This window comes from Stenotrophomonas sp. YJH_SMC_57, assembly GCF_059369755.1.
Window position 1 is genome coordinate 37,603 of record NZ_JCAFSZ010000010.1, and the last position, 26,766, is coordinate 64,368.

The following is a 26,766-nucleotide window of genomic DNA, read 5'->3' on the forward strand; positions in this document are numbered from 1 at the left end:
CTGCACCGACGCAATCGCGGAAATGCAGAAGCAAAACGGGCGGTTAGCTCAGCGGTAGAGCACTACCTTGACATGGTAGGGGTCACAGGTTCGAACCCTGTACCGCCCACCACGAAGTCTCTGGAAAGGGGCTGTCGTGAACTGCAAAGCCCGGCCCTGGCGCCGGGTTTTTACGTAGCAAGGCCAGCTTTCGGGCGGCAAGAACAAGATGGGCGGTTAGCTCAGCGGTAGAGCACTACCTTGACATGGTAGGGGTCACAGGTTCGAACCCTGTACCGCCCACCACCTGGCTCCCGGCATGACCGGTGCAGCGGTGGATCACGAGAAAGCCGGCCTTGGCCGGCTTTTTTCATGTGTGAGGGTTGCCTCGCTGCGTATCAGCGCTGGGCGACCCATTCATCGAGGCTGATCACGCGTTGCAGCTTCCAATGGCCTTCGACGCATTCCCAGACCTGCGCAAAGCGCGCCGACCTGGACCGCCGCTGCTGGCCGTCTGCGGCCAGAGGCTGGTAGCCAACACGCAGAACGCGGTCCTGGCGCAGCCGGTACAGCTGCAGGGTCGCCGGATCGCGTGCCGCCGGCGCACCTGCGTGTTCGGCGTCGGCCTGCAGGATCTGGCGGCGTAGTGAGGTATCCCCGGCGTCGGCGTCGCGGCCGAACAATCCAGCGCACAACAGCAGCAGGGCAAGCATCGGCATGGCACGGTGCTCCGGAGAAGGGAGTCCAGCGTGGCACTGCCTCCTGCGCGGTGAAACCGGTATGCGACGAAAGCCGGTAAAGCGCGCTTCAAGCCTGTCCGGGGAGGATGAATCCGGGGGGGCCATGATCCCCCTGGCCCTGCCACCGCCGCGGAGCTGGAACAGCGTCGCGGCGGTGGCAACGGGTCAGAGAACCCGGGCTTCGGAACGGATGGGGTTACAACGGATCACAGCACAGTACCTGGCCGGGCTTGCCGGAATTTCCGAACGGACAGCTCGGGTGCGGTTCGCAGCCCGGCGCGTAGCCGGTCTTGGGCGCGACGGCAAAGGCCTGGGTGGCGCCGAAGGCCATGGCCGCGACAACGACGATACCGGCGACGGACGAAAGGACTTTCTTTCCGATCATGTGTATCTCCTTGGTTGGCGTTGTGGTGTTGCAGTTGCCGAAGGCACGTGAGTGCCAGTGGTGGCGCGGGAGCAATGACGAGGTATCGGGGTCTGTCTGGTCAGGGTAGGGCAAGGTCCGGCGCCAACGACGTCATGGCGGCCTGTACGACCTGCTCATCAAGCTGGCCGACATGCTTGTAGGCCACGCTGCCATCGTTACCCAGCACGATCAGCATCGGCGTGACCGTTGCGCGATAGCGCTTCGATGCATCGCCTCCGCTGTCGATGGCGATCGGGAAGCGCAGATCGTGCGTGCCGGCGTAGCCGGCCAGTTCGTCGTAGGGAGGAAGGCCCACGCCGATCAGCTCACTGGCGCCCCGTGCAGCGGCAATCTTCCGCACATGTGGCATCGAGGCCAGGCAGTAGCGGCAGGCCGTGGAGAAGAAATAGAGGATCTGCGGGGTGGCGCGTGGGCCACCAATCTGCACGCGGGCCTGCTGCGTGGTCGCCAGTGCAAGCGGGGCGGCGAGGCTGCCAAGTGCCAGGCCGTGTGTTTCAAGCCGCATGTCCTGCAGCTGCGAGGCCATCTGTTGGTTGATCTGCCGCAGCTGGCGGTTCTGCCATCCCAGCGCGACGATCAGCGCCGACAGCAACAGGGCCACAACGGGGAACAGGACGCGCTTGATCATCGATCATCCTTGAACGCAGCGTTGGCCCGAACATACCGGAACTGGCGCACGGGATGTTAAGTCGATGTTCGCCACGCGCGCACGGGAGCCGCGCCTGTACTAGAGTGGCACCCGCGCAGGCATGCGCGCCTGCCTTCCCTCATTACCAGAAGGATTTCCCGATGAGCGATCATGTCCCGGTGTCCCGGCCCAATCCAGTGCTTGAACTGCTGTTCGGCGGCAACATGCTGGAGGGCACGTTCAAGGCGGTGGTCTGGGTGGCCCTGCTGGCTGCGGTCCTGGCCTGGACCACCTTCCGCTGAGTCCTTGCGCGGCGCTGCAGCACCGGCTGCAGGCGCCGTTGCTACCCTGCGCTCAGGCGTTGAAGGCCTGGCGCAGGCTGCGCAGGGTCGCCTGGCGCTGTTCCTTCGCGATGGCCTCACCCATTTCCAGTTCCTGCAGGCGCAGCCCGACCAGGGTCATCGACAGCGCGTAGCCGCGCGCCGCATCGGCAACGCGCGAAAGTCCCAGGGCGCGCCGCGCCAGCGCGTTCACGTGTTCCAGGTCGGGCATCAGTCCCAGGTAGGCGCGCTCGGCGCTTTCCAGGTCGGGAGCACGCAGGATCGCGTGCGCTTCTGCAGCAGGGGAGACGGAGGCCATGGGGGGTCCTTGTCCGTAGCAGGCGCTCGATCAGAACGAGCGCATCAGGGAAACGAAGGCCGACGTCTGTGTACCACGTCGTGCCATCGGGCTGTCCTTCACCGCATCGCCGAACCACTGGTTGGCGACCACGCCTGTTGCACGCCACTTGGTGCCCAGCGGCGTGCTGACCGCGATCTGCAGGCTCGGTGATGTCGTGCTACCCGGGCGATAGGCTGCCAAGCCCGAGCGCAGTGCTTCCTCGTCGCTGATGCCGTAGTAGTAGTCCAGCAGGCGTGCGCTGGAGTGCACCACGCCCACCCGTGGCACCCAGGTGAAGCGGCCGGCCTGGATCGGATAGCTGTAATGCAGGCGCGATTCGAAACCACCGCCATGCCCGGTGATCTCACGCATCACACCGGCCTCGACAATGCCCCAGTCGGCGCTGTATTCACCGTTGATTCCTGCCATGGCCGACATCTGCCGGCTGTGCAGGCGGCGCAGCTGCGGATCATTCACGTCGTCGGTCTTGAAGCGCAGCGTGTACGGCGTCAGTGCTGCCGACAGCCGCAGGCCCTGGCCCTTGTACAGATACATGCCCAGCGAGCCGGGGCTGGCGAAGAAGCGCTGGCCCTGCCAGGAAATCGCCGGTACGACCAGCGGTTTGACGTCGTAGTGCGCATACGCGCCGGACGTCGCACCCGCGGTGATGCCAGCCTGCACGCCCGGGCTGCGGTCGGCGGCTTGCGTGATCAACGGCAGGCCGATGGCAGCGGAGAACAGCAGGGGGCGCAGCAGGGGGCGCAGCAGGGTCGGGGACAGCGACGGCATCGATCAGCCACTTTGCGGGGGATGGCTGTGCATGGTGCGGGCCCAACATTGTCAGAACATTGCGCCTGGGCAATCGGCACGCAATGACGCCCAAAGCAGGCGCCAGGCACTATGATCGGCACCGTTTCCGGCAGCCGAGTCCCTGATGCGCATCCTTCTGGTCGAAGACGATCCTGATCTGTCCCGTGCCCTGCAATCGGGCCTGGAGCGGCAGGGCGTGGTGGCCGACGTGGTCGGCAGCCTGGCCGAGGCGGCCATCGCGCTGCGCGATCCGGTGCACCAGTTGATGCTGCTGGACCGCCAGCTTCCCGATGGTGACGGCGCCGGTTTTGTCGCCACTGCGCGATCACTGCGCCCGAACCTGGCGGTGATCATGCTGACGGCCAAGGGCACGTTGTCGGACAAGGTCGAAGGGCTGGACGTCGGTGCCGATGACTATCTGGTCAAGCCGGTGGCGATCGAGGAACTGATGGCGCGCATCCGCGCGGTGTCGCGGCGGCCGTCTGCGATGGTGACGCCGAGCCTGCGGCTGGGACGGCTCGAATTCGACTTCGAATCGCTGCAGGCTCAGGTGGAAGGCCAGCCGCTGCCGCTGCCGCGCCGGCAGGTGCTGGTGTTGCAGGCGTTGGCGATGCGGCAGGGGCGCACGGTTACCCGCAGCGCACTGGAAGCGGCGGTTTACGGCTTCGATGATGAGATCCAGTCCAATGCACTCGACGCGCACATCTCCAAGCTGCGCAAGGCGCTTCAGCAGGCCGGGGCGGGCGTGGAGATCCACGTGATCCGGGGCGTCGGCTACCTGCTGGCGGAGGCCTGAGATGGCGCGCCCGATCCGTTCCATCACGCTCGGCCTGGCCTGGCGGCTGTTCCTGGCGCAGGCATTCACCGTGCTGTTCGCGGTGGTCGCGCTGATCCTGACCTGGGGTGACAAGGACTCCTGGGGCATGGACATGTTCATGGCCGAGGCGGTGGCCAAGGCCGTGCACAGTGAGGGCGGCAGGTTGATGCTGGACGAGGCGCGCTGGCGCAGGCTGGACGCGGATGCGGGAGGCAATCTCTGGTTCGCGGCGGTCGATGACAAGGGCATCTGGCTGGAACGCGGCACGATTCCGGCCATCCACGCGCCGTTGCTGGCACGGTTGCCGGCGTTGGGTGCCACCGAACTCGGTTCGCTGGTGCCGCCCTACCTGGATGTGGCAAGGGTGATGATCCGCAACGAGGATGGTCGGCGCATCACGGTGATGGTGGGGGGCGCACCGAAGGGTGGGCTGCTGGATGGCGCACTGATGGTGTTGCGCCTGATCGGCTTGTGGTTCTTCCTGCCGCTGATCGTGGTCACGTTGCTGGTGATGCCGACGGTGATCCACCGCGCGATGCGCGGTGTGCGGCGTTCCGCGCAGCAGGCCAAGGAGCTGGATATCGGCCAGCCGGGCGCGCGGCTGGATGCGCAGCTGGTGTCGACCGAGGTTGCGCCGCTGGTGGAAGCGTTCAACGATGCGATCGACAAGGTGCAGCAGGGCTACGCGGCGCGCGACAAGTTCCTCGCCGATGCCGCACACGAGCTGCGCGTGCCGATCGCGGTGGTGCAGGCGCGCCTGTCACAGCTGCCGCAGGGCGAACTCAAGTCACAGCTGCTCACCGACGTTGCCCGCCTCGGCAACGTGGCCGAGCATCTGCTCGACCTGCAGCGGCTTGACCGAAATGTCGGTGCGCTGCAACGGCTGGACCTGGCGCTGCTGGTGCGCGAAGCCGCTGCCGAGCTGGCGCCGCTGGTGGTAGGGGCGGGCTATGGCTTCGAGGTGGATGCTCCGGACGCGCCGGTGTGGATCCACGGCGACAGCCTGGCGCTGGGGCGGGTGATCGCCAACCTGGTGCACAACGCCATCGTTCACGGTGGCGGGCGCGGCACCATCTGCGTGCGCCTGGATGAGCGCGGCCTGCTGGAGGTCAGCGATCAGGGTGCCGGCATTCCGGTCAATGATCGCGAGGCGATCTTCGAGCCGTTCCACCGGCTGCGCGCGGCTGGCAGTGGCAGTGGGTTGGGCCTGCATCTGGTGAAGGAGATCGTGCAGCACCACGGCGGCTCGGTCAGTGTCGGCGAAGCGACCGGCGGCGGCGCCAGCTTCCGGGTCAATTTCCATCGCGGCACCGTTCGGCGCTGACAGCCGCGCGGGGCGTTGCCCGATAGGCAAGCCGTCGTGGCCGATTGCAGGCTGCACGGATGGTTTCCGAACGATCCGCTCCCCCCCTGTTCGGTGGGGGCAGTGCCGCAGGGCTGGTGCTGGGCGCGCTGGCCTGCATGCAGCTGCCGGTGCTGCTGCCACTGTGGCTGTGTGCGCCGTTGGCGGTTACCGCTGTTGCCGGCTGGTTGGCGCGCTGGCGGGGCCGGGGCTGGGCGATGGCCGTGTTCGGGCTGGCATGGGCGACGCTGCACGGGCATTGGGCGCTGCACCGGCAGATGCCTCCCGCTGCGCCGGCGCAGGACGTGCGGGTGCTGGGACGCGTCGTCGACCTTCCACACAGCGGGCCGGATTACACACGTTTCCTGCTGCACGTGGACGAGGCCGGGGCGCTCCCATCGCTGCGCGGCACGCGCCTGCAGGTCACCTGGAACGATCCGTGGCGCGGGCCTGCAAGCGCTGGCGGCGGGGGAGGGCGCCATGCGGTTCGCGCCGGGGCGCATTGGGAATTGTCACTGCGCCTGCGGGCGCCGCGTTCACGGATCAATCCGGGTGGCTTCGATGCCGAGCGGCATGCGTTGCAGCGGGGCATTTCCGGCAATGGCACGGTTCGTGATCCGGCAAGCGCTCGTGAGCGGCTGCCCGCACGGGGCCTGCAGGCCTGGCGTGAACGCAGCAGCGCCGCGATTGCCACGCAGGTGGCGCATCCGGCTGCACGGTTCGTGCAGGCGCTGGCACTGGGCGACACCCGTGGCGTGTCCGATGCCGACTGGGAGCACCTGCGCGCGTTGGGCCTGACCCATCTGGTCGCCATTTCCGGATTCCACGTGGGCGTGGTGGCTGGATTCGGTGTGTTGTTGTGCCGCGTGTCGTGGTGGTTGTGCCCGGCGCTGGGGCGGGTCCGGCCACGGCCGCAGGCCGCCGCGTGGGGCGCCGCGCTGGCCGCGGCCGCCTATGCCGTTGCGGCTGGCGGCGCGCTGCCGACCGTGCGCGCGGCACTGATGATCGGCCTGGTTGCATTGGCCCGGGCCGGACGCCGCCCGGTTGCTGCGGGGCAGGGGTTGGCGTTGGCTGCGATGGTGATGCTGCTGCCGGCGCCGATGTCGGTCCTGTCGGCGGGGTTCTGGCTGAGCTTTGGCGGGGTGCTGTGGCTGTTGTGGTGCCTGCCGCGCACCGGGCCGGAAGGCATCGGCGGTGGCGTGCGCGGCTTCCTGGCGGCGCAGGGGGTGGCCAGCCTGGGCCTGCTGCCCCTGTGCGTGGCCTTGTTCGGCGGTACCGCGCGGTTGGGGCCGCTGGTCAATCTGCCGATCATCCCGTGGTGGACGCTGCTGGTGGTGCCGCTGTCGCTGTTGGGGACCGCTCTTCACACCCTGCACGACGGCGCGGGCGGATGGGCGTGGCGTGCCGCCGCTGGGTTGTTCGAGCTCAGCTGGCAGGCCCTGCAGCCCCTGGCGCTGCATCCGCGGGCGATGTGGTGGCTGGCCGAAGCGCCCGTCTGGGCGGTGCCGGCGGCATTGCTGGGGGTGTTCTGGTGGCTGCTGCCGCGCGGGGCAGGCGGTGCACTCAGCGGTCTGTTGCTGTGCCTGCCGCTGCTGTGGCCGGCGCGCGAGGCGCCCGCAGAGGGCGAGCTGGAGCTGCTGGTGCACGATGTCGGCCAGGGTGCGGCGGTGCTGGTGCGCACGGCGCAGCACGCGCTCTGGTACGACGTCGGGCCGCCGAACGGCGGCGACGGCAATGAACGGATCCTGGTCCCGGCCCTGCGCGCGCTGGGCCAGGGGCCTCCCCAGCAGGTGATGCTCAGCCATGACCATCTGGATCACATCGGCAACCTGCCCAGCCTGCGGCGGCAACTGCCCAGGCTGCAGGCGCTGGCCCCGCCCGGCAGTGCGATTGCCGGGGCCCTGCCGTGCCAGCAGGGAATGCGCTGGCAGTGGGACGGTGTTGATTTCCAGGTACTGCACCCGGCGCCCGGCAGCCGCCAGGCCGGCAACGAAGACAGCTGCGTGCTGCGCATCGCCAGCCGTCATGGCGTTGTTCTGCTGCCCGGTGACATCGGCCGGTCGACGGAACAGCGACTGCTGCAGGCGACACCAGCGGCGTTGAAGGCCGACGTGGTGCTGGTGCCGCACCATGGCAGCGGCGGCAGCTCCAGCGCGGGATGGGTGGCGGCGGTGGCACCGCGGCTGGCGCTGGTTTCGGCCGGGCACCAGAACCGCTTCGGCCACCCGCGCCGGGAGGTGGTCCAGCGCTGGCAGGCGCAGGGAGCCGAGGTGCTGGCGACCGCCGACGCCGGGGCGATCCGCGTATGGCTTGGCGCGCAAGGGCTGCAGCTGCGTGAACAGCGTGTCCACGCATCCCGTTGGTGGGATGCCGCTGGGCGGGCGCGGTCGGCTGCTATCCTATCGTCGATCGAACAAGCGGCCGTTGGGCCGGAGGGTTGAAACGTGTGGGAACTGGTCAAGGCCGGTGGCTGGCCGATGGTGCCGCTGCTGCTGTTGGGCGTACTGGCTTTGGCGATCATCCTGGAGCGTTTCTGGTCCCTGCGGCGGACGGAAGTGCTGCCGCCCGGCCTCGGCCAGGAAGTGCGCAACTGGGCCGCGCGCGGCAAGCTTGATCCGGCCCATCTGCAGACCCTGCGTGCCAACTCGCCGCTGGGCGCGCTGCTGGCCGCCGCGCTGGAAGCGCGCAATCGCCCGCGTGACCAGATCCGCGAGCGCATCGAGGACACCGGCCGCCACCTTGTGCACCGCATGGAACGTTTCCTCAACGCACTGGGCACCATCGCCTCGGCGGGCCCGTTGCTGGGCCTGCTCGGCACGGTGATCGGCATGATCCAGATGTTCCTGGGCATCCTCGACCACGGCGTGGGCGACGTGAACCAGCTGGCCGGTGGTATCGGCAAGGCTCTGGTCTGCACCGCCACCGGCATGATCGTGGCGATCCCGGCATTGATGTTCCATCGCTACTTCAAGGGCCGCATCCATGGTTACGTGGTGGAGATGGAGCAGGAAGCCAGCGCATTGCTGGATACGCTCGACGGCCGCCCCGGGGTGATGAACCCGGCCGCAGCGGTGCGTTCATCCAACGCTGCCACGGCGAAGGCCTGATCGATGCGTATCGGCAACGACCGGTCACAGGATGAGCCGCATATCGACCTGGTGCCGCTGATCGACGTCATCCTGGTGCTGATCATCTTCTTCGTGGTCACCACCACGTTCGACGCGCGTTCGACGCTGCAGGTGCAGCTGCCGACCGCCAGCCAGCAGCAGACCAACGAGCCGCCGCGCTCGCTCAGCGTGCTGATCAACGCCGAGGGCCGCTATTTCATCAATGACCAGGAAGTGCTGCGCAGCGACGTCGAGTCGGTCAAGCAGACCATTGCCGCCGTGGCGGGCAGTGATCGCGAGCAGACCGTGCTGCTGCGCGCCGATGCACGCACTCCCTACCAGGCCGTGGTGACCGCGCAGGATGCGCTGGGCCAGCTCGGCTTCCGACGTATTGCCATTGCAACAGCACCCGAGGTGCGTCCATGAGTTCCAAACACGCGCCGGTGTGGCCGATCTACAAGCGTCTGCTGGGATATACCCGTGCCTACTGGGTGCTGATGGTCGCCGCTGTCATCGCCATGGCGGTGGAGTCGGTGGCCGGCTACTTCTTCACCAAACTGATGGAGCCCCTGGTCAACCGCGGCTTCGTCAATCCCGAGCCAAGGATGGCGGTGATCCTGCCGCTGACCATCCTCGGCCTGTTCCTGATGCGCAGTGCCGCCACCTGGGTCAGCGACTACGCACTGGCCAAGACCGGCCGCAGCGTGGTGCGCGACCTGCGTGAGCAGGTACTGGCCAAGTACCTGCACCTGCCGTCCTCGCACTTCGATACCGAATCGACCCCGGTGATGGTCAGTCGCCTGAATTTCGACACCGAGCAGGTCACCCAGGCCAGCGCCGATGCACTCAAGACCGTGGTCGCCGATACCCTCACCATCATCGCGATGCTGGCGGTGATGCTGCAGATGAGCGTCAAGGTCACCGTGGCGATGCTGGTGGTGGTGCCGATGATCGGCGTGATCGTGTCCTACGTCGGCAAGCGCTACCGGCGTATCAGCCGCGGCATCCAGGACGGCATGGGCACGATGGCGCAGACCGCCGAGCAGTCGCTGGCCGCGCAGCAGGAAGTGAAGGTGCACGGCACCCAGCAGCATGAGATGTCGCGTTACTCGCGCCTGGCCAACCGCATGCTGGCACTGAACATGAAGGTGGAAATCACCCGTGCCGGCGCGTCCAGCGTGGTCCAGTTCCTGGCCGCGCTGGCACTGGCGGTGATCGTCTGGGTGTCGACCCGCGAAGCGCTTGCCGGCCGTCTGAATGCCGGCCAGTTCATGGGGCTGATGATCTCGATGACCGCGATCATTCCCTCGCTGCGCCGCCTGACCAGCGTGCAGTCCTCGATCTCGCGTGGCGTGTCCGCTGCCGAGCGCCTGTTCGGCATCCTCGACATGCCGGTCGAGCGCGACGAAGGCCGCAACACGGTGCAGCGCGTGCAGGGTGAACTGGCGTTCGAGCACGTCATGCTGCGCTACCGCGCCGACAGTGGCATCGCGCTGGATGACATCAGCTTCGTTGCCAAGCCGGGCACGGTGACCGCCATCGTTGGCCGATCCGGCAGCGGCAAGACCAGCCTGATCCGGCTGGTGCCGCGCTTCTACGAACCCAGTGGCGGGCGCATCACCCTCGACGGCGTGGCGCTGGACGACTATCCGCTGGCCGATCTGCGCCGCCAGGTGGCGATGGTCGGGCAGAAGGTCATGCTGTTCGACGACACCATCGGCGCCAACATCGCCTATGGCATGGACGCGACCGATGATCAGATCCGCGCGGCCGCCGAAGCGGCCAATGCGTGGGAATTCATCGCGCGCTTGCCGCAGCAGCTGCAGACCCCGGTCGGCGAGAACGGCGCGCTGCTGTCCGGTGGCCAGCGCCAGCGCCTGGCGATCGCGCGCGCGATCCTGCGTGATGCCCCGATCCTGATCCTCGATGAAGCCACTGCTGCGCTCGACAACGAATCCGAGCGGCTGGTACAGGATGCACTGCAGCGCCTGATGCCCGAGCGCACCACGCTGGTCATCGCGCACCGCCTGTCGACCATCGAGCATGCCGACCAGGTGCTGGTGATGGACCACGGTCGCATCGTTGAACGTGGCACCCACAAGGAGCTGCTGGGCATGGGCGGCCTGTACCAGCATCTGCACAGCATGCAGTTCCGCGAAAGGCAGGACTGATGGCTGGCAAGGGTACCCAGACCCCGCCCTACTGGTATGACGGCAGCCCGGTTCCCTGGGCGATGCGCCTGCTGGCGCCGCTGTACGCCGGTGTGACCGCGCTGCGCCGGCGTGCCTATCGGCGCGGCTGGCGCAAGCACTACACGCTGCCGGTGCCGGTCATCGTGGTGGGCAACATCACTGCGGGAGGGACCGGCAAGACGCCGTTGACGATCGCCCTGGTCGAGCGGCTGCGCGCCGCCGGCTGGAAGCCGGGCGTGGCCAGCCGTGGCTATGGCCGCGAGGATGCCGACAAGCCGCTGTGGGTGCAGGCCGACACGCCGACCGCCAAGGGCGGTGACGAACCGGTGCTGATCGCGTGGAAGACCGGCGTGCCGGTGCGCGTGGACCGTGACCGCGTTGCCGCTGGCAAGGCGCTGATCGAGGCAGGATGCGATGTGATCGTCTGCGACGATGGCCTGCAGCATTATCGTCTGGCACGCGACATCGAGATTGAAGTGGTCGATGCCCAGCGCCGCTACGGCAATGGCCGGATGATTCCGGCCGGGCCGCTGCGTGAGCCGGTCAGCCGCGCTACCGAGTGCGACTTCCGTGTGGTCAACCTCGGCCAGGCCGATGAGGACGCCGCCGCCCAGGCCTGTGGATTCGGCCAGTGGCCGATGGCCCTGCACATCGACAGTGCGCAGCCGCTGGCCGGTGGCCGTGCGCGCCCGCTGTCGTATTTCAAGGGCCAGCGTGTGCACGCGGTGGCCGGCATCGCCCATCCGCAGCGCTTCTTCGACATGCTGCGCGCGCGTGGCATCGGCGTGGTGCCGCATGCCTTCGCCGACCATCAGGCGTATCAGCCGCAGGACCTGTCCTTCGGCAGCCAGCTGCCGGTGCTGATGACCGAGAAGGACGCGGTGAAGTGCCGTCAGTTCGGCAACGACTGGCATTACGCCGTCCCGCTGCGCGCCGAGCTGCCTGCTGCGTTCTGGGTGGCGCTGACCGACCGCCTGGACAAGCTGAGACCGAACTGAGTGGCGCGGCGGCGCTTGCATTCACCCGTCGCCGGCCGCATTCCTGTTGCAACGAGCCTGCCGAGTACCGCCCGCATGACCGAATTCGTCGTCGCCATCCCGGCCCGCTATGCCGCATCGCGGCTGCCGGGCAAGCCGCTGCGCCTGCTGGGCGGTGAGCCGCTGGTCCTGCACGTGGCGCGCCGCGCGCTGCAGGCGGGCGCTGGCGAGGTCTGGGTCGCCACCGACGACCAGCGCATTGCCGACACGCTGTCCGGGCTGGCCGAAGTGAAGGTGGCGATGACCGCGACGTCGCACGCGTCCGGCACCGACCGCCTGGCCGAGTGCGCGCGTATTGCCGGGTGGGCGAACGACACCGTGGTGGTGAACCTGCAGGGCGATGAACCTTTCGCGCCTGCGGCCGGCATCCGGGCAGTGGCCGACGCGCTGGTCGACGGCAATGCGCCGATGTCGACCCTGGCCACCTCCGTCGAGGACGCGCACACCCTGTTCGACCCGAACGTGGTCAAGCTGGTGCGCAACGTGCGCAACGAGGCGATGTACTTCAGCCGTGCGCCGATCGCCTGGCACCGCGATGGCTTCGCCCGCGGCCGCGACACCCTGCCGGACGGCCATGCCTGGCTGCGCCATATCGGCATCTATGGCTATCGCGCCGGCTTCCTGCAGCAGTTCGCGGCGATGCCGCCGGGCCAGCTGGAGCAGGTCGAATCGCTGGAACAGCTGAGGGTGCTGGAGGCCGGCTATCCGATCAGCGTGGCGATCTCGCCGGAACCGTTCCCGCCGGGCATCGATACCCCCGAGGACCTCGAGCGCGCCGAAGCGCTGCTGCAGGCGATGGCCGCGCGATGAGACTGCTGGTCGTCTGCCTCGGCAACATCTGCCGTTCGCCGATGGCCGAAGGTGCGCTGCGCGCACGCCTGGACGCCTCGCTGCTGGCCGGCCAGGTGCAGGTCGACTCGGCCGGTACCGGTGACTGGCACGTCGGTGAGCCGCCGGATCGGCGCGCGATCGCCTGTGCGGCCGGGCACGGCGTGGACATTGGTGGCCTGCGTGCACGCCAGCTGCGGGCCGTGGATTTCGACCGCTTCGACTGGGTCCTGTGCGCCGACGAAGCCAATATGCGTGATGCCGCTCGGCTGGCGACGCCCGCCCAGCGCGAGCGGCTGGCGCTGTACCTGCCGTGGTCGGGCGGGAAGGGGCGAGTCGCGATCCCGGATCCCTACACCGGTAGCAACGATCACTTCGAACAGGTCTGGACGCTGGTCGACACTGCGGCAGAACGTGCCGTGGCACGACTGTTGCATGACGCCGACTCCGGCATAATCGGGCCATGAACGTCCAGCCCGTCCCGGACCTGCCCGAGTTCGCCACCTGGCTCAACGCCACCCCCTGCACCCTGACCGAACTGCGCGGTCGGCCGGTGGCGCTGTTGTTCGTCAACGCCGCCTCCGCCTGGAGCGCGCAGCGGCTGGCCGAGTTCGGCCAGTGGCTGTCACGCCACCCGGGCAAGTTGCAGCCGCTGGTGCTGCAGGTGCCGCGCTTTGATTTCGAGCGCGACCCGGGGGCCGCTTTGACGCTGCTGCGCCGGCAGGGCCTGACGATGCCGCTGCTGCTGGATGCCGACTGGGATGGCTGGCGTCGCTTCGGCATCAACGCCTGGCCAACGATGGTGCTGCTGGACGCGCAGGGCCGCGAGCAGCAACGGCTGGTCGGGCAGGGCGCGCCCGGTGAGCTTGAGCGTGCCTTGAACGCGCTGTGCCAGGGCGCCCCTTCGGCGCCGCCGCGGGGAGGCAGCGAACTGCATCCGGAGCCGCGCCAGGCCCTGCGTTTTCCGTTGGGGTTGGCTGTCAGCACCGAACGCCTGTACATCGCCGACAGCGGCCATCACCGCATCCTCGAATGCAGCCATGGTGGCCGCATCCTGCGCCAGTTCGGGCTGGGCACCGCCGATTTCATGGATGGCAACCTTGCCGAGGCGGCGTTCCATCGCCCGCAGGCGTTGGTCCTTGAACGCGACGCGCTGTACGTGGCCGACACCGGCAACCATGCGGTGCGACGCATCAACCTGCTCACCGGCATCGTCGACACGCTGTGCGGCAACGGCCGCCCCGGCGCGCCGGTAGAGGGCCCGGTTGCGCAGGCGCGGCAGGTATCGCTGGACCATCCGATCGGCCTGGCCATCGCCGACAACCAGCTGCATATCGCCATGGCCGGCGACAACCGCATCTGGAGCTATCACCTGGGCCAGCGCAGCCTGCAGTGGCGCGCCGGCAGTGGTGCCATCGACGAGCGCGACGGCAGTGGCCACCTGGCCGCCTTCGCCCAGCCCACCGCGCTGGCGGTGGTGCAGCAGGTGCTGTATGTGGCCGACGCTTTGGGTTCCTCGATCCGTGCGCTGCAGTTGCGCGGCGATCTGGTGCAGACGCTGGTCGGGCAGGGGCCCTGGCGCTTCGGCAATGAGGATGGCCCGCGCGCGCAGGCCCGCCTGCAGTTCCCGCAGGCGATCGCCTTGAGTCCGGACGCTCCACTGCTGTGGATCGCCGATTCCGGCAACGGCCGCCTGCGCACGCTTCGCCTGGGCGGTGGCGAACTCACCACCCAGCCGCTGCCGCGTCGCCTGCAGGGCCCGGCCGGGCTGGCCGTGGGCGCAGGCGCGGTGTGGATCGCCGAGACCGACGCCCACGCCGTACTGCGCCTGGACCCTGAAAGTGGCGTGCTCAGCGAAGTGCCGATCAGCGAATGACCGACGTTCCCGCCCCGGCCTTCGACGGCAAGGCCTTTGCGGCCCATCTCAGCACCGCGCCCGGCGTGTACCGCATGTACGCGGCCGACGACACCTTGCTGTACGTGGGCAAGGCGCGTGCACTGCGCAACCGCGTCGGCAGCTATTTCAACGGCAGCCCGAAGAACGCGCGGATCATGTCGATGATCTCGCAGATCGCGCGCATGGACGTTACCGTCACGCGCTCGGAAGCCGAGGCGCTTCTGCTGGAAAACCAGCTGATCAAGTCGTTGTCGCCGCGCTACAACGTCTCGTTGCGCGACGACAAGACCTATCCCCATGTGCTGCTGACCCGCGAGGACTGGCCGCGCATCGCGCTGCATCGCGGTCCACGTGCCATTCCCGGCCGCTATTTCGGGCCCTATCCGGGCGTCACCGCAGTGCGCGAGACGCTGAACCTGATGCACAAGCTGTTCAAGCTGCGCAGCTGCGAGGACAGCGTGTTCCGCAACCGTTCGCGGCCGTGCCTGCAGTACCAGATCGGCCGTTGCAGCGCGCCCTGCGTCGAACTGGTGGCGCCAGCCGAATATGCCGAGTCGGTGCGTCGTGCCGCGCTGTTCCTGGAAGGCAAGAGCGACGAGCTGACCCGCGAGCTGGGCGAGCAGATGCAGGCGGCCAGCGAGGCGTTGGAATTCGAGCAGGCCGCGCGCCTGCGCGATCTGATTTCCTCGCTGCGCAGCATGCAGACCCGTCAGTACGTGGATGGCCGCGCCGCCGACCTTGACGTGCTGGCGGTGGCCATGCAGGGCTCGCAGGCCTGTGTGCTGCTGCTGGCGTTCCGTGATGGCCGCAACCTGGGCACCCGTCCGTTCTTCCCGCGCACCAATGGCGAGGAAAGCCCGGAAGAAGTCCTGGCTGCGTTCGTCTCGCAGTACTACATCGAATTCGAGCCGCCGCGCGAGATCCTGCTGGACCGCGAGATTCCCGATGCCGACCTGCTGGTCGCAGCGCTGTCGGCCTCGGCCGATCGCAAGGTGCAGCTGAAGTGGAACGTGCGTGGCGAGCGTGCCGGTTATGTGGAACTGGCCAGCCGCAACGCGCAGCTGACCCTGGCCACCGAACTCAACAGCCGCAACGCACAGCACGCACGCAGCGATGCGCTGCGCGACATGCTGGGCCTGGCCGAGCCGGTCAAGCGGGTGGAGTGCTTCGACATCAGCCATACCCTCGGCGAAGCCACCGTGGCCTCCTGCGTGGTGTTCGACGCCGCCGGCCCGGTGCGCGCGCAGTACCGTCGCTTCAACATCAGCGGTATCGAGCCGGGCGATGACTACGCCGCCATGCGCCAGGCCATCGACCGCCGCTTCCGCCGTGCCGTGGAAGAGCAGGGCGTGCTGCCGGACGTGCTGCTGATCGACGGTGGCGCCGGCCAGTTGGCGCAGGCGCAGGCGGCGCTGGCAGACCTGGGCGTGGAAGGCGTGCTGCTGGTGGGTGTGGCCAAGGGCGTGGAGCGCCGCGCCGGCCATGAAGCGCTGGTGATGCCCGACGGCCGCGAGCTGCGCCCGGGCGCTGCCAATCCCGCGCTGCAGTTCATCCAGCAGGTGCGCGACGAGGCGCACCGCTTCGCCATCACCGGCCACCGCGGCCGCCGGCAGAAGGCGCGGATGACCAGCAAGCTGGAGGACATCCCCGGTATCGGGCCGCGCCGCCGTGCCAGCCTGCTCAAGCATTTCGGTGGCCTTGTGGGCCTGAAAGCCGCTGGCGAAGCGGAAATCGCCAAGGTGGAAGGCATCAATGACGCCCTCGCGGCACGTATCTACGCTAACCTGCACGGGTTGGCCACGCCCGATGCGGCCGAGTAGAGAGAGAAGCACGCACGCCATGAAGTTGACCCTCCCCACCTGGCTGACGTTGTTGCGGATCGTGATGATCCCGGTGCTGGTGCTGGTGTTCTACCTGCCCTACACCTGGACCAACTTCGCTTCGGCGGCGATCTTCGGCCTGGCCGCGATCACCGACTGGCTCGATGGCTGGATCGCACGCCGCTACCAGCTGGAGTCGGCGTTCGGCGCGTTCCTGGACCCGGTCGCGGACAAGCTGATGGTGGCAGTGGCGCTGTTCCTGATCGTGCAGGGTCATCCGACGCCGTGGATGGCGTTCTGGGCGGCGGTGATCGTCGGCCGTGAGATCGCGGTGTCGGCGCTGCGCGAGTGGATGGCGGAGCTGGGCCAGCGTGCCAAGGTACGCGTGGCGATGATCGGCAAGGTCAAGACCACCGCGCAGATGGTCGCGCTGCTGTGCCTGCTGTATTCGGTGGCGCCGAACGTACCGGTGCAGGACATCTGGATGGGCTGGCCGGTGTTCCATATCGGCGATTGGACCCTGGCGATTGCCGCCGTGCTGACCCTGTGGTCGGGCCTGCAGTACCTGCACGCCGCCTGGCCGAGCCTGCGCGAGGACGAGCGCGCTGCGCGCGAGCGTTCGCGGCAGAAGAAGCTGGGCAACGGTTGATCGGGCGCGACATCCACGCATGGCGTGGATCTACTGGAAAGGCATGCATCCATGCCAGGCGTAGATGGGCAATGCCAGGTGCCTCGCATTCGCCTGAAAAAACCGCTTGACGCCATTCCTGGAACAGGTAGAATTTCGCCTCCCAAGCGGGAATAGCTCAGTTGGTAGAGCGCAACCTTGCCAAGGTTGAGGTCGCGAGTTCGAGTCTCGTTTCCCGCTCCAGATTCAAGAAGAACGCTCCCGCAAGGGGGCGTTTTTCGTTTGCGTGCGCGTCACTGCGATCAATCGTCGTCCTGCGTCGACGTGCGCGCACGCATGCCGGTGATGCGCGCTTCCTCGCGTGCCGCCTGGCGGTCGGCAAACCACTCCTGCACATCGCCTGCGAAGCTCGCCGGGCGCCCCTTGCCCTGCACACCCTCGGCAATCGAGGCCAGGCTGGAACGCGCCAGTTCTTCGCGCATCGCCTTCTGTGCATTGATCATCACCGCGTGGATGCCGCACACGCCGCGGTTGGCCCAGCGCGGTGGACTGCCATCGAACAGCGCGCAGCGCCCGCGGATCTCCTGGCAATCAAACAGCGCCTTCTGTCCCTCAACGGCGTCGACCACATCCAGCACGCTGATGTCTTCGGGCGCACGCGCCAGCTGGTAGCCGCCGCGGATGCCGCCAGTGGACTCGACGATGCCGGCCTTCTCCAGCTTCGGAAAGATCTTCGCCATGAACGCTGCCGGCACGCCCTGCAGTTCGGCGAGGTCGCGGCTGCTGGGCCGCTGTTCCAGCGGCGGGACCAGCCAGAGCAGGCAGTGCAGGGCGTACTCGACGCCCGTTCCGATGTGGGCCATGGGACCGATCCAGAAAAATATAACGCGGACTATAGGGGCCTGAGTTACCCGCCGCAACCCTGCGGAACTTCATGCAGATCTTTGATTTCATTGGCGTTGTGGTGGGGAAAAGGAGTAGGGCAGGAAGGCGTCGGCCTGAACCGCGCCGCCGTCAGGCGCTTGCGCGACATAATGCGGACTCATATGATCCGCGTTATATGGTACGACGCTGCAGCACACCGCCCACGCCCGTGCCGTCCGCGCACCCGGGCGCCTGAACCCTGATTCCCAGAAGGATTTCCCTCCGTGTCCCAACGCATTCTTGTCATCGGCGCCGGCTTTGCCGGCATGTGGAGCGCGCTCGCCGCCGCCCGTCTTCTCGACCAGGCGGCGCGCCGTGATGTAGAGATCGTGCTGGTTGCGCCGTCGCCGGAGCTGCATGTGCGCCCACGCCTCTACGAAAAGGGACCTGAGCGCATGAAGGCGCCGCTGCAGGCCATCTTCGATGCGGTCGGCGTGCGCTACCTTGCCGGCCGCGTCGAGCACATCGACGTCGCCAACCGGCAAGTGCAGGTGGTGGGCGTGGGAGCCGATGCCGCAACGCAGGCATTGCACTACGATCGCCTGGTGCTGGCCGCTGGCAGCCGCCTGAACTGCCCGCCGATTCCCGGCCTGCAGCAGCACGCCTTCAATGTCGATCAGATCGCCGACGCGGCACGACTGCAGGCGCATCTGGAGGGTCTTGCCGGCCGCCCGGAAAGCGCAGGACGCAACACGGTGGTGATCGCGGGCGCCGGCTTCACCGGCATCGAAACCGCAGCCGAAATTCCGGCGCGCCTGCGCGACGTACTCGGTGCCGATGCCGCAGTGAACGTCATCATGGTCGAGCGCGCCGAGGACTTGGGCCCGGACCTCGGCGAAGGTCCGCGTCCGGTCATCACCCAGGCCCTGACCGAGCTCGGTGTTTCCTGGCAGCTGGGGTCGGGCGTGGCCTGCGTGGATGCCAACGGCGTGACCCTTGAGAACGGTGAGCGCATCGACGCCGCGACCGTCATCTGGACGGCCGGTGCACGCGCCAGCGCCTTGACCACGCAGATCCCCGGCCAGCACGACGCCGTGGGTCGCCTGCACGTGGATCGCACCCTCAAGGCGACGGGCGTCGATGCGGTGTTCGCCACCGGCGACTGCGCGCATGCCGCCACGGACGACGATGGCAACGTAGCGACGATGTCCTGCCAGCACGCGATGAACCTGGGACGCTCGGCTGGCCACAATGTTGCAGCCGATCTGATCGGGGAAGCGATGATTCCGTATGCGCAGCCCAAGTACGTGACCTGCCTGGACCTGGGGCCGTGGGGTGCCGTCTACACCGAAGGCTGGGATCGCCAGGTCGTGCTGTCCGGTGCGGAAGCCAAGGCGCTGAAGACCCGCATCAACACCGAATGGATCTATCCGCCTAGTGGTGAGCGTGCGGAGATCCTTGCGTTGGCCGACCCGCTCAGGATCGTGGTCGCCTGATAGCGCCAGGACGCTCTGCAGGCAACGCTCCCCGAAGGGAGCGTTGCTCTTCCGGTGCATCACGCGCAGGGCATCGCTTCATCCCCACTTCACCGTCATCCCATCGTCCCACCATGCGCTGGACTGAAGCTGTATTCCTCGTTTCCAGCCGGTGATGCAGCGATGCCCCACATCCCCTCCACCTACGACCATGACGTGGTCATCGTCGGCGCCAGTTTCGCCGGTGCCGCCTGCGCACTCGCCGCTGTCCAGTACGGCCTGCGCGTCTGCGTGCTGGAACGCAAAGCCGATCCCGGCGAACGCCTGCACACCACCGGCATCGTGGTGAAGGAAGCGATGGAGCAGACCTGGTTGGGTCGAATGCCCGAACACCTTGTGCAACGCGTTGCGAATGTGCGCCTGTATGCGCCGAACCTGCGCAGCGTGCTGCTGGCTGCGCCGGGCTACTACTTTCTCACCACCGATACGCCGAGCCTGATGCGCTGGCTGGCCAGTGAGCTGCGCGCGAATGGCGTGGACCTGCGACTGCAACAGTCCTTCACCGATGCCCGTCGCAGTGGCGACGGCTGGCAGGTGAAGGGAGCGGGGCGCTGCGCCTACCTGGTCGGCGCCGATGGCGCGCGTTCGCGCGTGGCCCAGCGAACCGGCCTCGGCCAGGTGCGTGACAACCTTTACGGCGTCGAGCGCGAGTTCGCTGGCCTGCAATTGCCGCAGGGCGATGCATTGCATTGCTTCGTCAGCAAGCGCTTCGCACCGGGCTATATCGGCTGGGTCGCACAGAATCCGACGGGCCTGCAGGTCGGCCTGGCACTGCGCCATGACCCGGCACAGGTGCGGCCGCCGGATATCGATGGCTTCCTTGAGCACGTGCGCGATGTGGTCGGCATTCCGCCCGCCGCGCGGCCTTCGGCTACCCGCGCCGGCCTGGTGCCGTGCGGCCGGCCGGAAGGCCCGATCACCGGCCCTGGCGTGATCCTGACCGGCGACGCCGCGGGCATCGTCTCGCCGCTCTCGGCCGGCGGCATCCATTCCTCATGGCGGCACGGTTGGGCCGTGGGCGATGCCATCGGTCGGCACCTGCGGGGCAGCGGCCCGCAGCCGGAGCGGGTGGCGCGGCAGGCGGCGCCGGCGTTCCGCGGCAAGCGCCTGCTGCGCCGGGCGATGGATCATCTGCAGGCCGATTGGCCGCTCAACGCATTGCTGCATACGGCGGCTACACGGCGCATCGCCGAGCAGATCTACTTCCACCGTCGCGGTCTTCGCATGTGAAGGGAGCCGGCCGTGACGCCCGAGTGCGACCCCACATGTGACGTGAAAATCCCTGTTGACGCCGTGCAGCAATATCGACACAATAGCGCTCCTTCGACGCAGGTCGAACGAAATCTGCGGGAATAGCTCAGTTGGTAGAGCGCAACCTTGCCAAGGTTGAGGTCGCGAGTTCGAGTCTCGTTTCCCGCTCCAGATTCAAGAAGAACGCTCCCGCAAGGGGGCGTTTTTCGTTTGTCATGATGCCGGCTGCTGCACTCGCTACAGTCAGGCCACGGCATCTTCATGGAAGGCGTGGTATCAGTGCGCCTGCGGGATGATCCCGACATCAGTATCGCAATCGGAATGGCGGGCGTGCGGTCGTGGGGACGATCGCGGGTGCAAGGCTCGGGGGTGGGCGGCAGCAGGGTTCAATGGCTTGGAATCTGCACCAGCGTTCTGCGCGTCCCATGTGGTGAAAGGCTGGCGAAAGGCCAACGCCAGCGTTGCCTGAACCGCACGCGTGCTGTGACGTTTTTCGGACCATTTCTCCATGTTCGCTCCACAATCGCACGGTAGCCTTCATGCTCCTTCTACACGTTGGCGGGCTGGTGGTCAGGCGTATCACTCCAGTGGCAGTGCCCAGGACCGGGCGCGGATTCTCCCTGCAGGCGGTGCTGCGCCCCGGCGCGTTGCTGGCCAGCCTGGCCCTGGCGGGTTGCATGTCGGTACCGGTGCCGGACCTGCCCGACCGCACGCCCAGCGCCTGGGCCCAGGTGCCACAGGGGCAGGGCGTGGCGGTGGACGCCAGGCAATGGTGGAAGGTGCTGGCCGACCCGGCGCTGGATGGCCTGGTGGACCAGGCCATTGCCGGCAACCTCGACCTGCAGCAGGCCACGCTGCGCCTGCAGGCGGTGCGGATCGTCGCCGGCACGTCGGACTCACGCTTCCTGCCGGAGATCTCGGCCAGCGCCAAGCAGGTGCAGGACGCCGCCGCAGTCGATACCTACTTCCATGCGGGCATTGAAGCGATCTGGGACCTGGGCCTGTTCGGTGCCGCCGAGAGTGCGCAGTTGAGCGCGCAGGCCTCGGCCGGCAATGCCGAGGCGCTGCGCAGTGCTGCGCAGGTTGCGGTGATCGCCGACGTGGTGCGCAGCTACCTGGATCTGACAGTGGCGCAGGCCCAGCAGGACCTGCTGGCCCGGCAGCAGGCGGTGGATGATCGCGGCGAGCAGTTGGCGCTGGTTCGCCAGCGCCTGCGCCTGGATGAGCCGGGCGAACTTGATCGGCTGCGGGCTCGCCAGGCAGCCACCCGCGCGGCGACGGCGCAGGCCCGCGAGAATGCGGACAATGCCGCCCGAGCATTGGCCCTGCTGCTGGGCCGCGATGGCCCCGACCCGGCCTGGCGCGCCTATCGCACGCCGCCGAAGCTGGGCGCATTCTCGCTGCAGCAGGTACCGGCCGATCTGCTGCGTCACCGTCCGCAGATCCTGCTGGCCGAATCGGAAGTGATGCAGGCTGCGGCGAGCAAGGGTTCCGCACGTGCGGCGATGTATCCGCGGGTCAGCCTCGGCGGTTCGATCCTGTACGCCTACAACCTCACCCAGAACGCCCGCTCCAATTCCGACTCCAGTCCCTCGATCGGCCCGTACATCGATATTCCGTTGTGGGATTGGGGCCAGCGTCGTGCACGCTTCCATGCCGATGAGAAGCAGCTGGATGCTGCACTGCTCGGCTACCGCAAGGCGGTGCTGGAAGGGGTGAGCGAAGTGGAGGGCGCACTGGGCAGCCTGGCACGCCAGGACAGCAGCATCCAGTCGCTGCGTGCGGCCAATGATGCTGCCGGCCAGCAGGTCAAGCGCCAGGTGCGGCAGGTGCAGTTGGGCCTGTCCAGCGAATTCGATGGCCTCGACACGCAGCGCGCTGCGTTGTCCTCGCAGGCCGATCTGATCGGTGCGCAGGGTGCGCGTGTGCTGGCATTCGCCTCGCTGTACCGCGCCCTGGGCGGCGCGCCGCTGCCGGTCGAGGCGGAGGGCGAGTCGCAATGATCGCACTGGCCCGCAAGACCCTGGCCTACGAGTGGCGCCGGTTCCTGCCGGTGGTGCTGGCGATGTGCTTCGCCGGTGTGTTGTTGATCGTGCAGGCGGCGCTGGTGCTGGGCATCTTCGGTACCGCCGCGATCTACGTGAAGGCGTCCTCGGCCGACATCTGGGCCGGTTTTCCCGGCACCCAGAGCGTCAACTACGGCCACGCGATCAGCGCGGACGTGGAAAGCCACCTGCGCATGGACCCGGATGTCACCCGCGTCGAACCCTACGAATGGGTCGATGGCGAATGGCGCTCCAGTGCGCAGGGCACCGGCAACGTCTCGGTGTATCTGTCCGGTATCTCCACCCAGGATGACGCGATGATGTTCGCGCGCATCCTGCCGGCCGACCTGCGCGCGCAGCTGCGCGAGCCGGGCGCGGTGATCGTCGACAGTGCCGATCTGGATACGCTGGGTGTGGACCTGCAGAACAACCGTGCCTGGATCAACGGCAAGGCGGTGCGTGTGGTCGCCGCACAACCGGGGCTGCGTGGCCTTGGTGGCGTCAACGTGCTGGCGTCGCTGGATACCGCGCGTGCCATCGCCGGTACCGACCCGCATGAAGGCAGTACCTATTTCGTGGCGGGCCTGCGTTCGCCGGAGCTGGCCGACCGCGTGCGCGATCGTCTGGCCGCGTCGATGGGCCAGGCGACGCCGGTCGAGTTCTGGACGGCGCCCGAGTTTGCCAGCCGCTCGCAGCAGTACTGGTTGTTCGATACCGGTGCCGGCATCGCGGTGTTGTTCATGGCGGTCATCGTCTGCTTCGTCGGCGCGGTGATCACCAACCAGTCGTTTGCTTCGGTAGTGGCCGGCTCGGTTCGCGAATACGCCACGCTCAATGCGCTCGGCGCAGGCCGCTATGCGCTGGCGCGGGTGGTGTTCGAGCAGGCGCTGCTGATCGGCGGCGTCGGCATGCTGCTGGCGGCGGCGTTCAGCACCGTCGTGCTGTTGATCGCGCAGACCCAGCGCGTGCCGGTACAGCTGACGCCGATGGTCATCATCGGCTGCGTGGCACTGGTCGCGGTGATGGCCATGCTGTCCAGCATCATGGCGGTCCGCAGCGTGGTCCGCTCCGATCCATCGTTGCTGCTGCGTTGAGGACCGGCCGATGACTTCCACACCCGCCGTCGCCCCGACCCTGCAGGCAGACGCACTGGATAAGGGCTTCATGTCCGGCGATGTGCAGGTGCCCGTGCTGCGCGGCCTGTCGCTGGACATCTACCCCGGCGAGCTGACCCTGGTGTCGGGCCCGTCCGGCTGCGGCAAGAGCACGCTGTTGTCGCTGCTGTCTGGCCTGTCTTCACCGGATGGTGGCCGCGTGCATGCGCTGGGCCAGGATGTGGGCCACATGACCCGCAGCGAGGTCGAGCGTTTCCGCCTGCACCACGTTGGCTTTGTGTTCCAGGGCTTCAACCTGTTCCCTGCGCTGACTGCGCTTGAACAGGTGCAGCTGCCGCTGGGCTACCGTGGCATGAGCAATCGCGAAAGCGAGCCGCTGGCCCGCAGGGCGCTGGAAGAAGTCGGCTTGAGCCATCGCAGCCATATGCGCCCGGCGCAGCTGTCCGGCGGCGAGAAGCAGCGCGTTGCGGTCGCCCGCGCCTTCGCCAAATCACCGACGCTGATCTTCGCCGATGAGCCCACCAGCGCGCTGGACGCCGAGAACGGCCAGCGCGTGATCGACATCCTGCATCGCTATGCACGCGCGCATGGCGCCACCGTGCTGTGCGTGAGCCACGATCCGCGCCTGATCCGGCATGCCGATCGGGTGATCGCCATGGAAGACGGCATGGTCCGTGATGACCGCCGCCAGAACGAAACTGTAGAGTCCGCCCCATGACCAAGACGTCGCACCTGCTCCCCCTCAGCCTGGCCCTGTCCGCGGCATTGCTGCTTGGCGCCTGTTCCAGGGACGCGCCCGCCCAGGCACCTGCAGGTAAAGCAAGCACTGCCACCGCCGGCAAGGTCGCCGTGGCGCGCGGCATCATCGACGTCGAGGGTGGCCTGATCGCGCTGGCGCCGCCGGTGGATGGTTCGATCACCGCCGCGCCGGTGAAGGAGGGCGCCACGGTGAAGAAGGGGCAGTTGCTGCTGTCGCTGGATGGTGCCCTGCTGCAGCAGGAGGTGGCGATGGCCACCGCCGATCTCGCCCTGGCCAATGACCGTCTGAAGGGCAGCCAGGCGCAGCTGCGCGAACTGGAGCGCAACGCCACCCGCCTGTCCACGGGCGCCAGCGAAGGCGTGTCGTCCAACCAGCAGGCCGATGCGGCCAAGCAGCAGCTGGCCGGCGTGCGTGCCGACGTCGACGTGGCCGGCGCGCAGGTCGACATGGCCCAGCACAAGCTGGAACACGCCAAGTTGAAACTGCAGCAGATGTCGCTCAGCGCACCGGAGGCCGGCACCGTGGTCGGGCAGGTGCCGGGTCTCGGCGCCTTCGTGCAGGCGGGGAAGCCGGCGATCTCGCTGCTGCCGGCACGGCCGCTGCAGGTGCGTGCAGAACTGAGCGCCGCCTATGCCGACGCGGTGCAGGTGGGCATGAAGGCCACCGTAGTGCCGGATAGCGACGGCGCCGAGAACACAAGTACGCTGCCGTCCGCACATGTGGTGCGCATCAGCCCGGTGTTCGCGCAGGCACGCCTGCCCGAAGACGCGGGGCGCGGTGTGGCCAAGGTGGTGGAGTGCGTGCTGGAGTTCGACGGCACGGCCAAGGCGCGCTTCGGCCAGCATGTGCGGGTGGAGTTCCGGAGGTAACCCTAGCGTTGCAGCGGGGCCGCGCCGTCTCCCGCGCGGTGCCTGAGCGCCCGCCAGGCACTCACTGCTGATACCCCGCACAGTGCCAGCAGCAGGGCTACGTCGAGCAGCAGCAACCACAGCAGGTGCATGCCGTGCACCGGAGGCTGGTGCATGGCCGACAGCATCCACGGTACCGACCACGCCAGCAGCAGGGCGAAGGCGATCAGCAGGCGCAGCCACAGCCGCTTCAGCTTCCAGGGCCGCACGATGAGTGCGGCCACGACCAGCTCAACCGTTCCCAGCAACGCGAATACGATGACGCTGCTGGTGGGGTAGCGCGGCTCGATGCCTTCGAGGCGATGCAGCAGCCAGTAGTCCGGGGTGAAGCCGGCATTGACCAGCGCGGCGATCAGTGCCAGCCAGGTGAGCGAGACCAGCAGCCAGAACAGGCGGACGTAGCGTCTAGGCATCGGCGATGTCCGTGATGGGGCGTGAGGTTCCGACAGGCGAACAGCGCAGGCTTACCGCGATGGCGGCCAGCGCCAGCAGGCCGGGCCCGACGGTGAAATACAGCAGGCGCAGCGGATGGTTGTGCATCAGCGTCCACGTCGCGAACGCCAGCGGGATCGCCAGTACCAGCAGCTTCGCGAACAGCGGCCGCAGCACTGCGATCAATGGCTGGGCAGCAAGGAACATCCAGAACAGGTGGAACTGGGCGATGCCCAGGCCGATGTCGCGATGGGAGGTGAATCCGAAATGGTCGCGATAGGCGTTCATCCCCAGCGGAATCAGCGCCCAGTACAGCAGTGCCACCAGCAGGTGCAGCAGCAGGGCGATCAACAGGGGCTTGCCGCGAAGGAACATGGCCGAAGGGAGCTGGGCGGGGCAGCGTACCCCAGTGCGGACGCCCGTGACCGCATCGTGTGAAGACTGTTGACGGCGTGAAGGAATTTGGACACAATAGCGCTCCTTCGACGCAGGTCGAAGAATCTGCGGGAATAGCTCAGTTGGTAGAGCGCAACCTTGCCAAGGTTGAGGTCGCGAGTTCGAGTCTCGTTTCCCGCTCCAGATTCTACAGGGCCCCGGTAGGGGCCTTGTTTTTCTCCCGCCACGGCAAGGCGGGGCACGTTGGGCCACAAGGCTTTGCGCGCAGTCAGAAAAGTGAAATCGCTGGTGTGTGTCCCGGATTTCCGGTACCATGTCGGCTTACGCGGGAATAGCTCAGTTGGTAGAGCGCAACCTTGCCAAGGTTGAGGTCGCGAGTTCGAGTCTCGTTTCCCGCTCCATGTTCCGACAGGCCCCATCTTGGGGTTTTGTCTTGTCAGGGCCCTGTTCCTGGCGCGCAGTACGTTGGCCTCATGGCAGAGTGGCTATGCACCGGATTGCAAATCCGTTTACAGCGGTTCGATTCCGCTTGAGGCCTCCAATTGAAA

General features: G+C 67.6%; 27 protein-coding genes and 7 tRNA genes. 26 read left to right on the forward strand and 8 right to left on the reverse strand.

The window, feature by feature from the left end; translation table 11 throughout:
• The first annotated feature begins 37 nt into the window (after positions 1 to 37).
• Positions 38 to 112, forward strand: a tRNA-Val gene (locus AC5P7U_RS14685).
• A 98-nt stretch (positions 113 to 210) separates the two neighbouring features.
• A tRNA-Val gene (locus AC5P7U_RS14690) sits at positions 211 to 285 on the forward strand.
• A 92-nt stretch (positions 286 to 377) separates the two neighbouring features.
• Here AC5P7U_RS14690 and AC5P7U_RS14695 read toward each other — a convergent pair.
• From AC5P7U_RS14695 to AC5P7U_RS14705, 3 genes are all read right to left on the reverse strand, one after another.
• Positions 378 to 698 carry a hypothetical protein gene (locus AC5P7U_RS14695; protein ID WP_197563414.1) on the reverse strand — a complete coding sequence of 107 codons (321 nt, stop codon included), beginning with the start codon at positions 696 to 698 and terminating at the stop codon, positions 378 to 380.
• A gap of 217 nt (positions 699 to 915) precedes the next feature.
• Positions 916 to 1,104 (reverse strand): hypothetical protein, encoded by a 189-nt coding sequence (locus AC5P7U_RS14700; RefSeq protein ID WP_197563416.1) that lies wholly within the window; start codon positions 1,102 to 1,104, stop codon positions 916 to 918.
• 100 nt (positions 1,105 to 1,204) lie between these two features.
• Positions 1,205 to 1,774 (reverse strand): peroxiredoxin family protein, encoded by a 570-nt coding sequence (locus AC5P7U_RS14705; protein ID WP_197563418.1) that lies wholly within the window; start codon positions 1,772 to 1,774, stop codon positions 1,205 to 1,207.
• Positions 1,775 to 1,935: 161 nt separating this feature from the next.
• Here AC5P7U_RS14705 and AC5P7U_RS14710 point away from each other — a divergent pair, with 161 nt between their 5' ends.
• The gene (locus AC5P7U_RS14710) at positions 1,936 to 2,076 is read left to right on the forward strand and encodes a hypothetical protein (protein ID WP_008268513.1); all 141 of its coding nucleotides are present in this window, start codon (positions 1,936 to 1,938) and stop codon (positions 2,074 to 2,076) included.
• Positions 2,077 to 2,128: 52 nt separating this feature from the next.
• Here the strand turns inward: AC5P7U_RS14710 and AC5P7U_RS14715 are convergent, their stop codons facing one another.
• Both AC5P7U_RS14715 and AC5P7U_RS14720 read right to left on the reverse strand, forming a co-directional pair.
• A complete protein-coding gene (locus AC5P7U_RS14715) occupies positions 2,129 to 2,413 on the reverse strand; it encodes a hypothetical protein (RefSeq protein ID WP_006429908.1) in 285 nt (94 codons plus the stop codon).
• A 30-nt stretch (positions 2,414 to 2,443) separates the two neighbouring features.
• Complete coding sequence (locus tag AC5P7U_RS14720) at positions 2,444 to 3,223, reverse strand: MipA/OmpV family protein (RefSeq protein WP_006429910.1); 780 nt, start codon at positions 3,221 to 3,223, stop codon at positions 2,444 to 2,446.
• Between the two features lie 145 nt (positions 3,224 to 3,368).
• On the opposite strand from AC5P7U_RS14720, the gene AC5P7U_RS14725 reads away from it, so the two are divergent.
• From AC5P7U_RS14725 to AC5P7U_RS14785, 13 genes are all read left to right on the forward strand, one after another.
• Entirely contained in the window at positions 3,369 to 4,040 is a 672-nt protein-coding gene (locus AC5P7U_RS14725) for a response regulator transcription factor (protein WP_006429911.1), read from the forward strand.
• Between the two features lies 1 nt (position 4,041).
• Positions 4,042 to 5,385 carry a sensor histidine kinase gene (locus AC5P7U_RS14730; protein WP_006429913.1) on the forward strand — a complete coding sequence of 448 codons (1,344 nt, stop codon included), beginning with the start codon at positions 4,042 to 4,044 and terminating at the stop codon, positions 5,383 to 5,385.
• A 59-nt stretch (positions 5,386 to 5,444) separates the two neighbouring features.
• A complete protein-coding gene (locus AC5P7U_RS14735; protein WP_197563420.1) occupies positions 5,445 to 7,844 on the forward strand; it encodes a DNA internalization-related competence protein ComEC/Rec2 in 2,400 nt (799 codons plus the stop codon).
• Between the two features lie 3 nt (positions 7,845 to 7,847).
• A complete protein-coding gene (locus AC5P7U_RS14740; RefSeq protein ID WP_006429918.1) occupies positions 7,848 to 8,510 on the forward strand; it encodes a MotA/TolQ/ExbB proton channel family protein in 663 nt (220 codons plus the stop codon).
• Between the two features lie 3 nt (positions 8,511 to 8,513).
• Positions 8,514 to 8,936 carry an ExbD/TolR family protein gene (locus tag AC5P7U_RS14745; RefSeq protein WP_004152323.1) on the forward strand — a complete coding sequence of 141 codons (423 nt, stop codon included), beginning with the start codon at positions 8,514 to 8,516 and terminating at the stop codon, positions 8,934 to 8,936.
• Positions 8,933 to 10,681 (forward strand): lipid A export permease/ATP-binding protein MsbA, encoded by a 1,749-nt coding sequence (gene msbA / locus AC5P7U_RS14750; RefSeq protein ID WP_006429921.1) that lies wholly within the window; start codon positions 8,933 to 8,935, stop codon positions 10,679 to 10,681. Before AC5P7U_RS14745 ends, msbA begins: the two co-directional genes overlap by 4 nt.
• Entirely contained in the window at positions 10,681 to 11,700 is a 1,020-nt protein-coding gene (gene lpxK / locus AC5P7U_RS14755) for a tetraacyldisaccharide 4'-kinase (protein ID WP_006429923.1), read from the forward strand. The genes msbA and lpxK overlap by 1 nt, the downstream gene beginning before the upstream one ends.
• A gap of 75 nt (positions 11,701 to 11,775) precedes the next feature.
• The gene (gene kdsB, locus AC5P7U_RS14760; protein ID WP_006429926.1) at positions 11,776 to 12,549 is read left to right on the forward strand and encodes a 3-deoxy-manno-octulosonate cytidylyltransferase; all 774 of its coding nucleotides are present in this window, start codon (positions 11,776 to 11,778) and stop codon (positions 12,547 to 12,549) included.
• Complete coding sequence (locus AC5P7U_RS14765) at positions 12,546 to 13,034, forward strand: low molecular weight protein-tyrosine-phosphatase (RefSeq protein ID WP_197563422.1); 489 nt, start codon at positions 12,546 to 12,548, stop codon at positions 13,032 to 13,034. The genes kdsB and AC5P7U_RS14765 overlap by 4 nt, the downstream gene beginning before the upstream one ends.
• Positions 13,031 to 14,443 (forward strand): hypothetical protein, encoded by a 1,413-nt coding sequence (locus tag AC5P7U_RS14770; RefSeq protein ID WP_495221231.1) that lies wholly within the window; start codon positions 13,031 to 13,033, stop codon positions 14,441 to 14,443. The genes AC5P7U_RS14765 and AC5P7U_RS14770 overlap by 4 nt, the downstream gene beginning before the upstream one ends.
• Complete coding sequence (gene uvrC / locus AC5P7U_RS14775; RefSeq protein ID WP_197563424.1) at positions 14,440 to 16,284, forward strand: excinuclease ABC subunit UvrC; 1,845 nt, start codon at positions 14,440 to 14,442, stop codon at positions 16,282 to 16,284. The genes AC5P7U_RS14770 and uvrC overlap by 4 nt, the downstream gene beginning before the upstream one ends.
• A gap of 19 nt (positions 16,285 to 16,303) precedes the next feature.
• Positions 16,304 to 16,933, forward strand: coding sequence for a CDP-diacylglycerol--glycerol-3-phosphate 3-phosphatidyltransferase (gene pgsA, locus AC5P7U_RS14780; protein WP_040008180.1), 630 nt, complete (start codon positions 16,304 to 16,306; stop codon positions 16,931 to 16,933).
• 146 nt (positions 16,934 to 17,079) lie between these two features.
• Positions 17,080 to 17,155: transfer RNA gene (locus AC5P7U_RS14785), tRNA-Gly, on the forward strand.
• 59 nt (positions 17,156 to 17,214) lie between these two features.
• On the opposite strand, the gene AC5P7U_RS14790 is transcribed toward AC5P7U_RS14785, so the two are convergent.
• Positions 17,215 to 17,775: an RrF2 family transcriptional regulator gene (locus AC5P7U_RS14790; RefSeq protein ID WP_006429988.1), complete on the reverse strand. Its 561-nt coding sequence runs from the start codon at positions 17,773 to 17,775 to the stop codon at positions 17,215 to 17,217.
• Between the two features lie 285 nt (positions 17,776 to 18,060).
• On the opposite strand from AC5P7U_RS14790, the gene AC5P7U_RS14795 reads away from it, so the two are divergent.
• From AC5P7U_RS14795 to AC5P7U_RS14825, 7 genes are all read left to right on the forward strand, one after another.
• The gene (locus AC5P7U_RS14795) at positions 18,061 to 19,272 is read left to right on the forward strand and encodes an NAD(P)/FAD-dependent oxidoreductase (RefSeq protein WP_197563426.1); all 1,212 of its coding nucleotides are present in this window, start codon (positions 18,061 to 18,063) and stop codon (positions 19,270 to 19,272) included.
• 162 nt (positions 19,273 to 19,434) lie between these two features.
• Positions 19,435 to 20,541, forward strand: coding sequence for an FAD-dependent oxidoreductase (locus AC5P7U_RS14800; protein ID WP_197563428.1), 1,107 nt, complete (start codon positions 19,435 to 19,437; stop codon positions 20,539 to 20,541).
• Between the two features lie 116 nt (positions 20,542 to 20,657).
• Positions 20,658 to 20,733 (forward strand) — tRNA-Gly (locus tag AC5P7U_RS14805).
• A gap of 368 nt (positions 20,734 to 21,101) precedes the next feature.
• Positions 21,102 to 22,565 carry an efflux transporter outer membrane subunit gene (locus AC5P7U_RS14810; RefSeq protein ID WP_006430186.1) on the forward strand — a complete coding sequence of 488 codons (1,464 nt, stop codon included), beginning with the start codon at positions 21,102 to 21,104 and terminating at the stop codon, positions 22,563 to 22,565.
• Positions 22,562 to 23,701 carry an ABC transporter permease gene (locus tag AC5P7U_RS14815; protein WP_006430187.1) on the forward strand — a complete coding sequence of 380 codons (1,140 nt, stop codon included), beginning with the start codon at positions 22,562 to 22,564 and terminating at the stop codon, positions 23,699 to 23,701. Before AC5P7U_RS14810 ends, AC5P7U_RS14815 begins: the two co-directional genes overlap by 4 nt.
• Positions 23,702 to 23,711: 10 nt before the next feature.
• Positions 23,712 to 24,440, forward strand: coding sequence for an ABC transporter ATP-binding protein (locus AC5P7U_RS14820; RefSeq protein WP_006430188.1), 729 nt, complete (start codon positions 23,712 to 23,714; stop codon positions 24,438 to 24,440).
• The gene (locus AC5P7U_RS14825; protein ID WP_197563430.1) at positions 24,437 to 25,351 is read left to right on the forward strand and encodes an HlyD family secretion protein; all 915 of its coding nucleotides are present in this window, start codon (positions 24,437 to 24,439) and stop codon (positions 25,349 to 25,351) included. Before AC5P7U_RS14820 ends, AC5P7U_RS14825 begins: the two co-directional genes overlap by 4 nt.
• A gap of 2 nt (positions 25,352 to 25,353) precedes the next feature.
• Here AC5P7U_RS14825 and AC5P7U_RS14830 read toward each other — a convergent pair whose 3' ends face one another.
• Both AC5P7U_RS14830 and AC5P7U_RS14835 read right to left on the reverse strand, forming a co-directional pair.
• On the reverse strand, positions 25,354 to 25,803 hold the full coding sequence (locus AC5P7U_RS14830; protein ID WP_197563432.1) for a hypothetical protein: 450 nt from the start codon (positions 25,801 to 25,803) through the stop codon (positions 25,354 to 25,356).
• Positions 25,796 to 26,197 (reverse strand): hypothetical protein, encoded by a 402-nt coding sequence (locus tag AC5P7U_RS14835; RefSeq protein ID WP_197563434.1) that lies wholly within the window; start codon positions 26,195 to 26,197, stop codon positions 25,796 to 25,798. Before AC5P7U_RS14835 ends, AC5P7U_RS14830 begins: the two co-directional genes overlap by 8 nt.
• A 128-nt stretch (positions 26,198 to 26,325) precedes the next feature.
• On the opposite strand from AC5P7U_RS14835, the gene AC5P7U_RS14840 reads away from it, so the two are divergent.
• The 3 genes from AC5P7U_RS14840 (at position 26,326) to AC5P7U_RS14850 (ending at position 26,759) form a co-directional block, all read left to right on the forward strand.
• Positions 26,326 to 26,401: transfer RNA gene (locus AC5P7U_RS14840), tRNA-Gly, on the forward strand.
• Positions 26,402 to 26,543: 142 nt separating this feature from the next.
• Positions 26,544 to 26,619, forward strand: a tRNA-Gly gene (locus tag AC5P7U_RS14845).
• A 66-nt stretch (positions 26,620 to 26,685) separates the two neighbouring features.
• Positions 26,686 to 26,759, forward strand: a tRNA-Cys gene (locus AC5P7U_RS14850).
• The last annotated feature ends 7 nt before the right edge of the window (positions 26,760 to 26,766 follow it).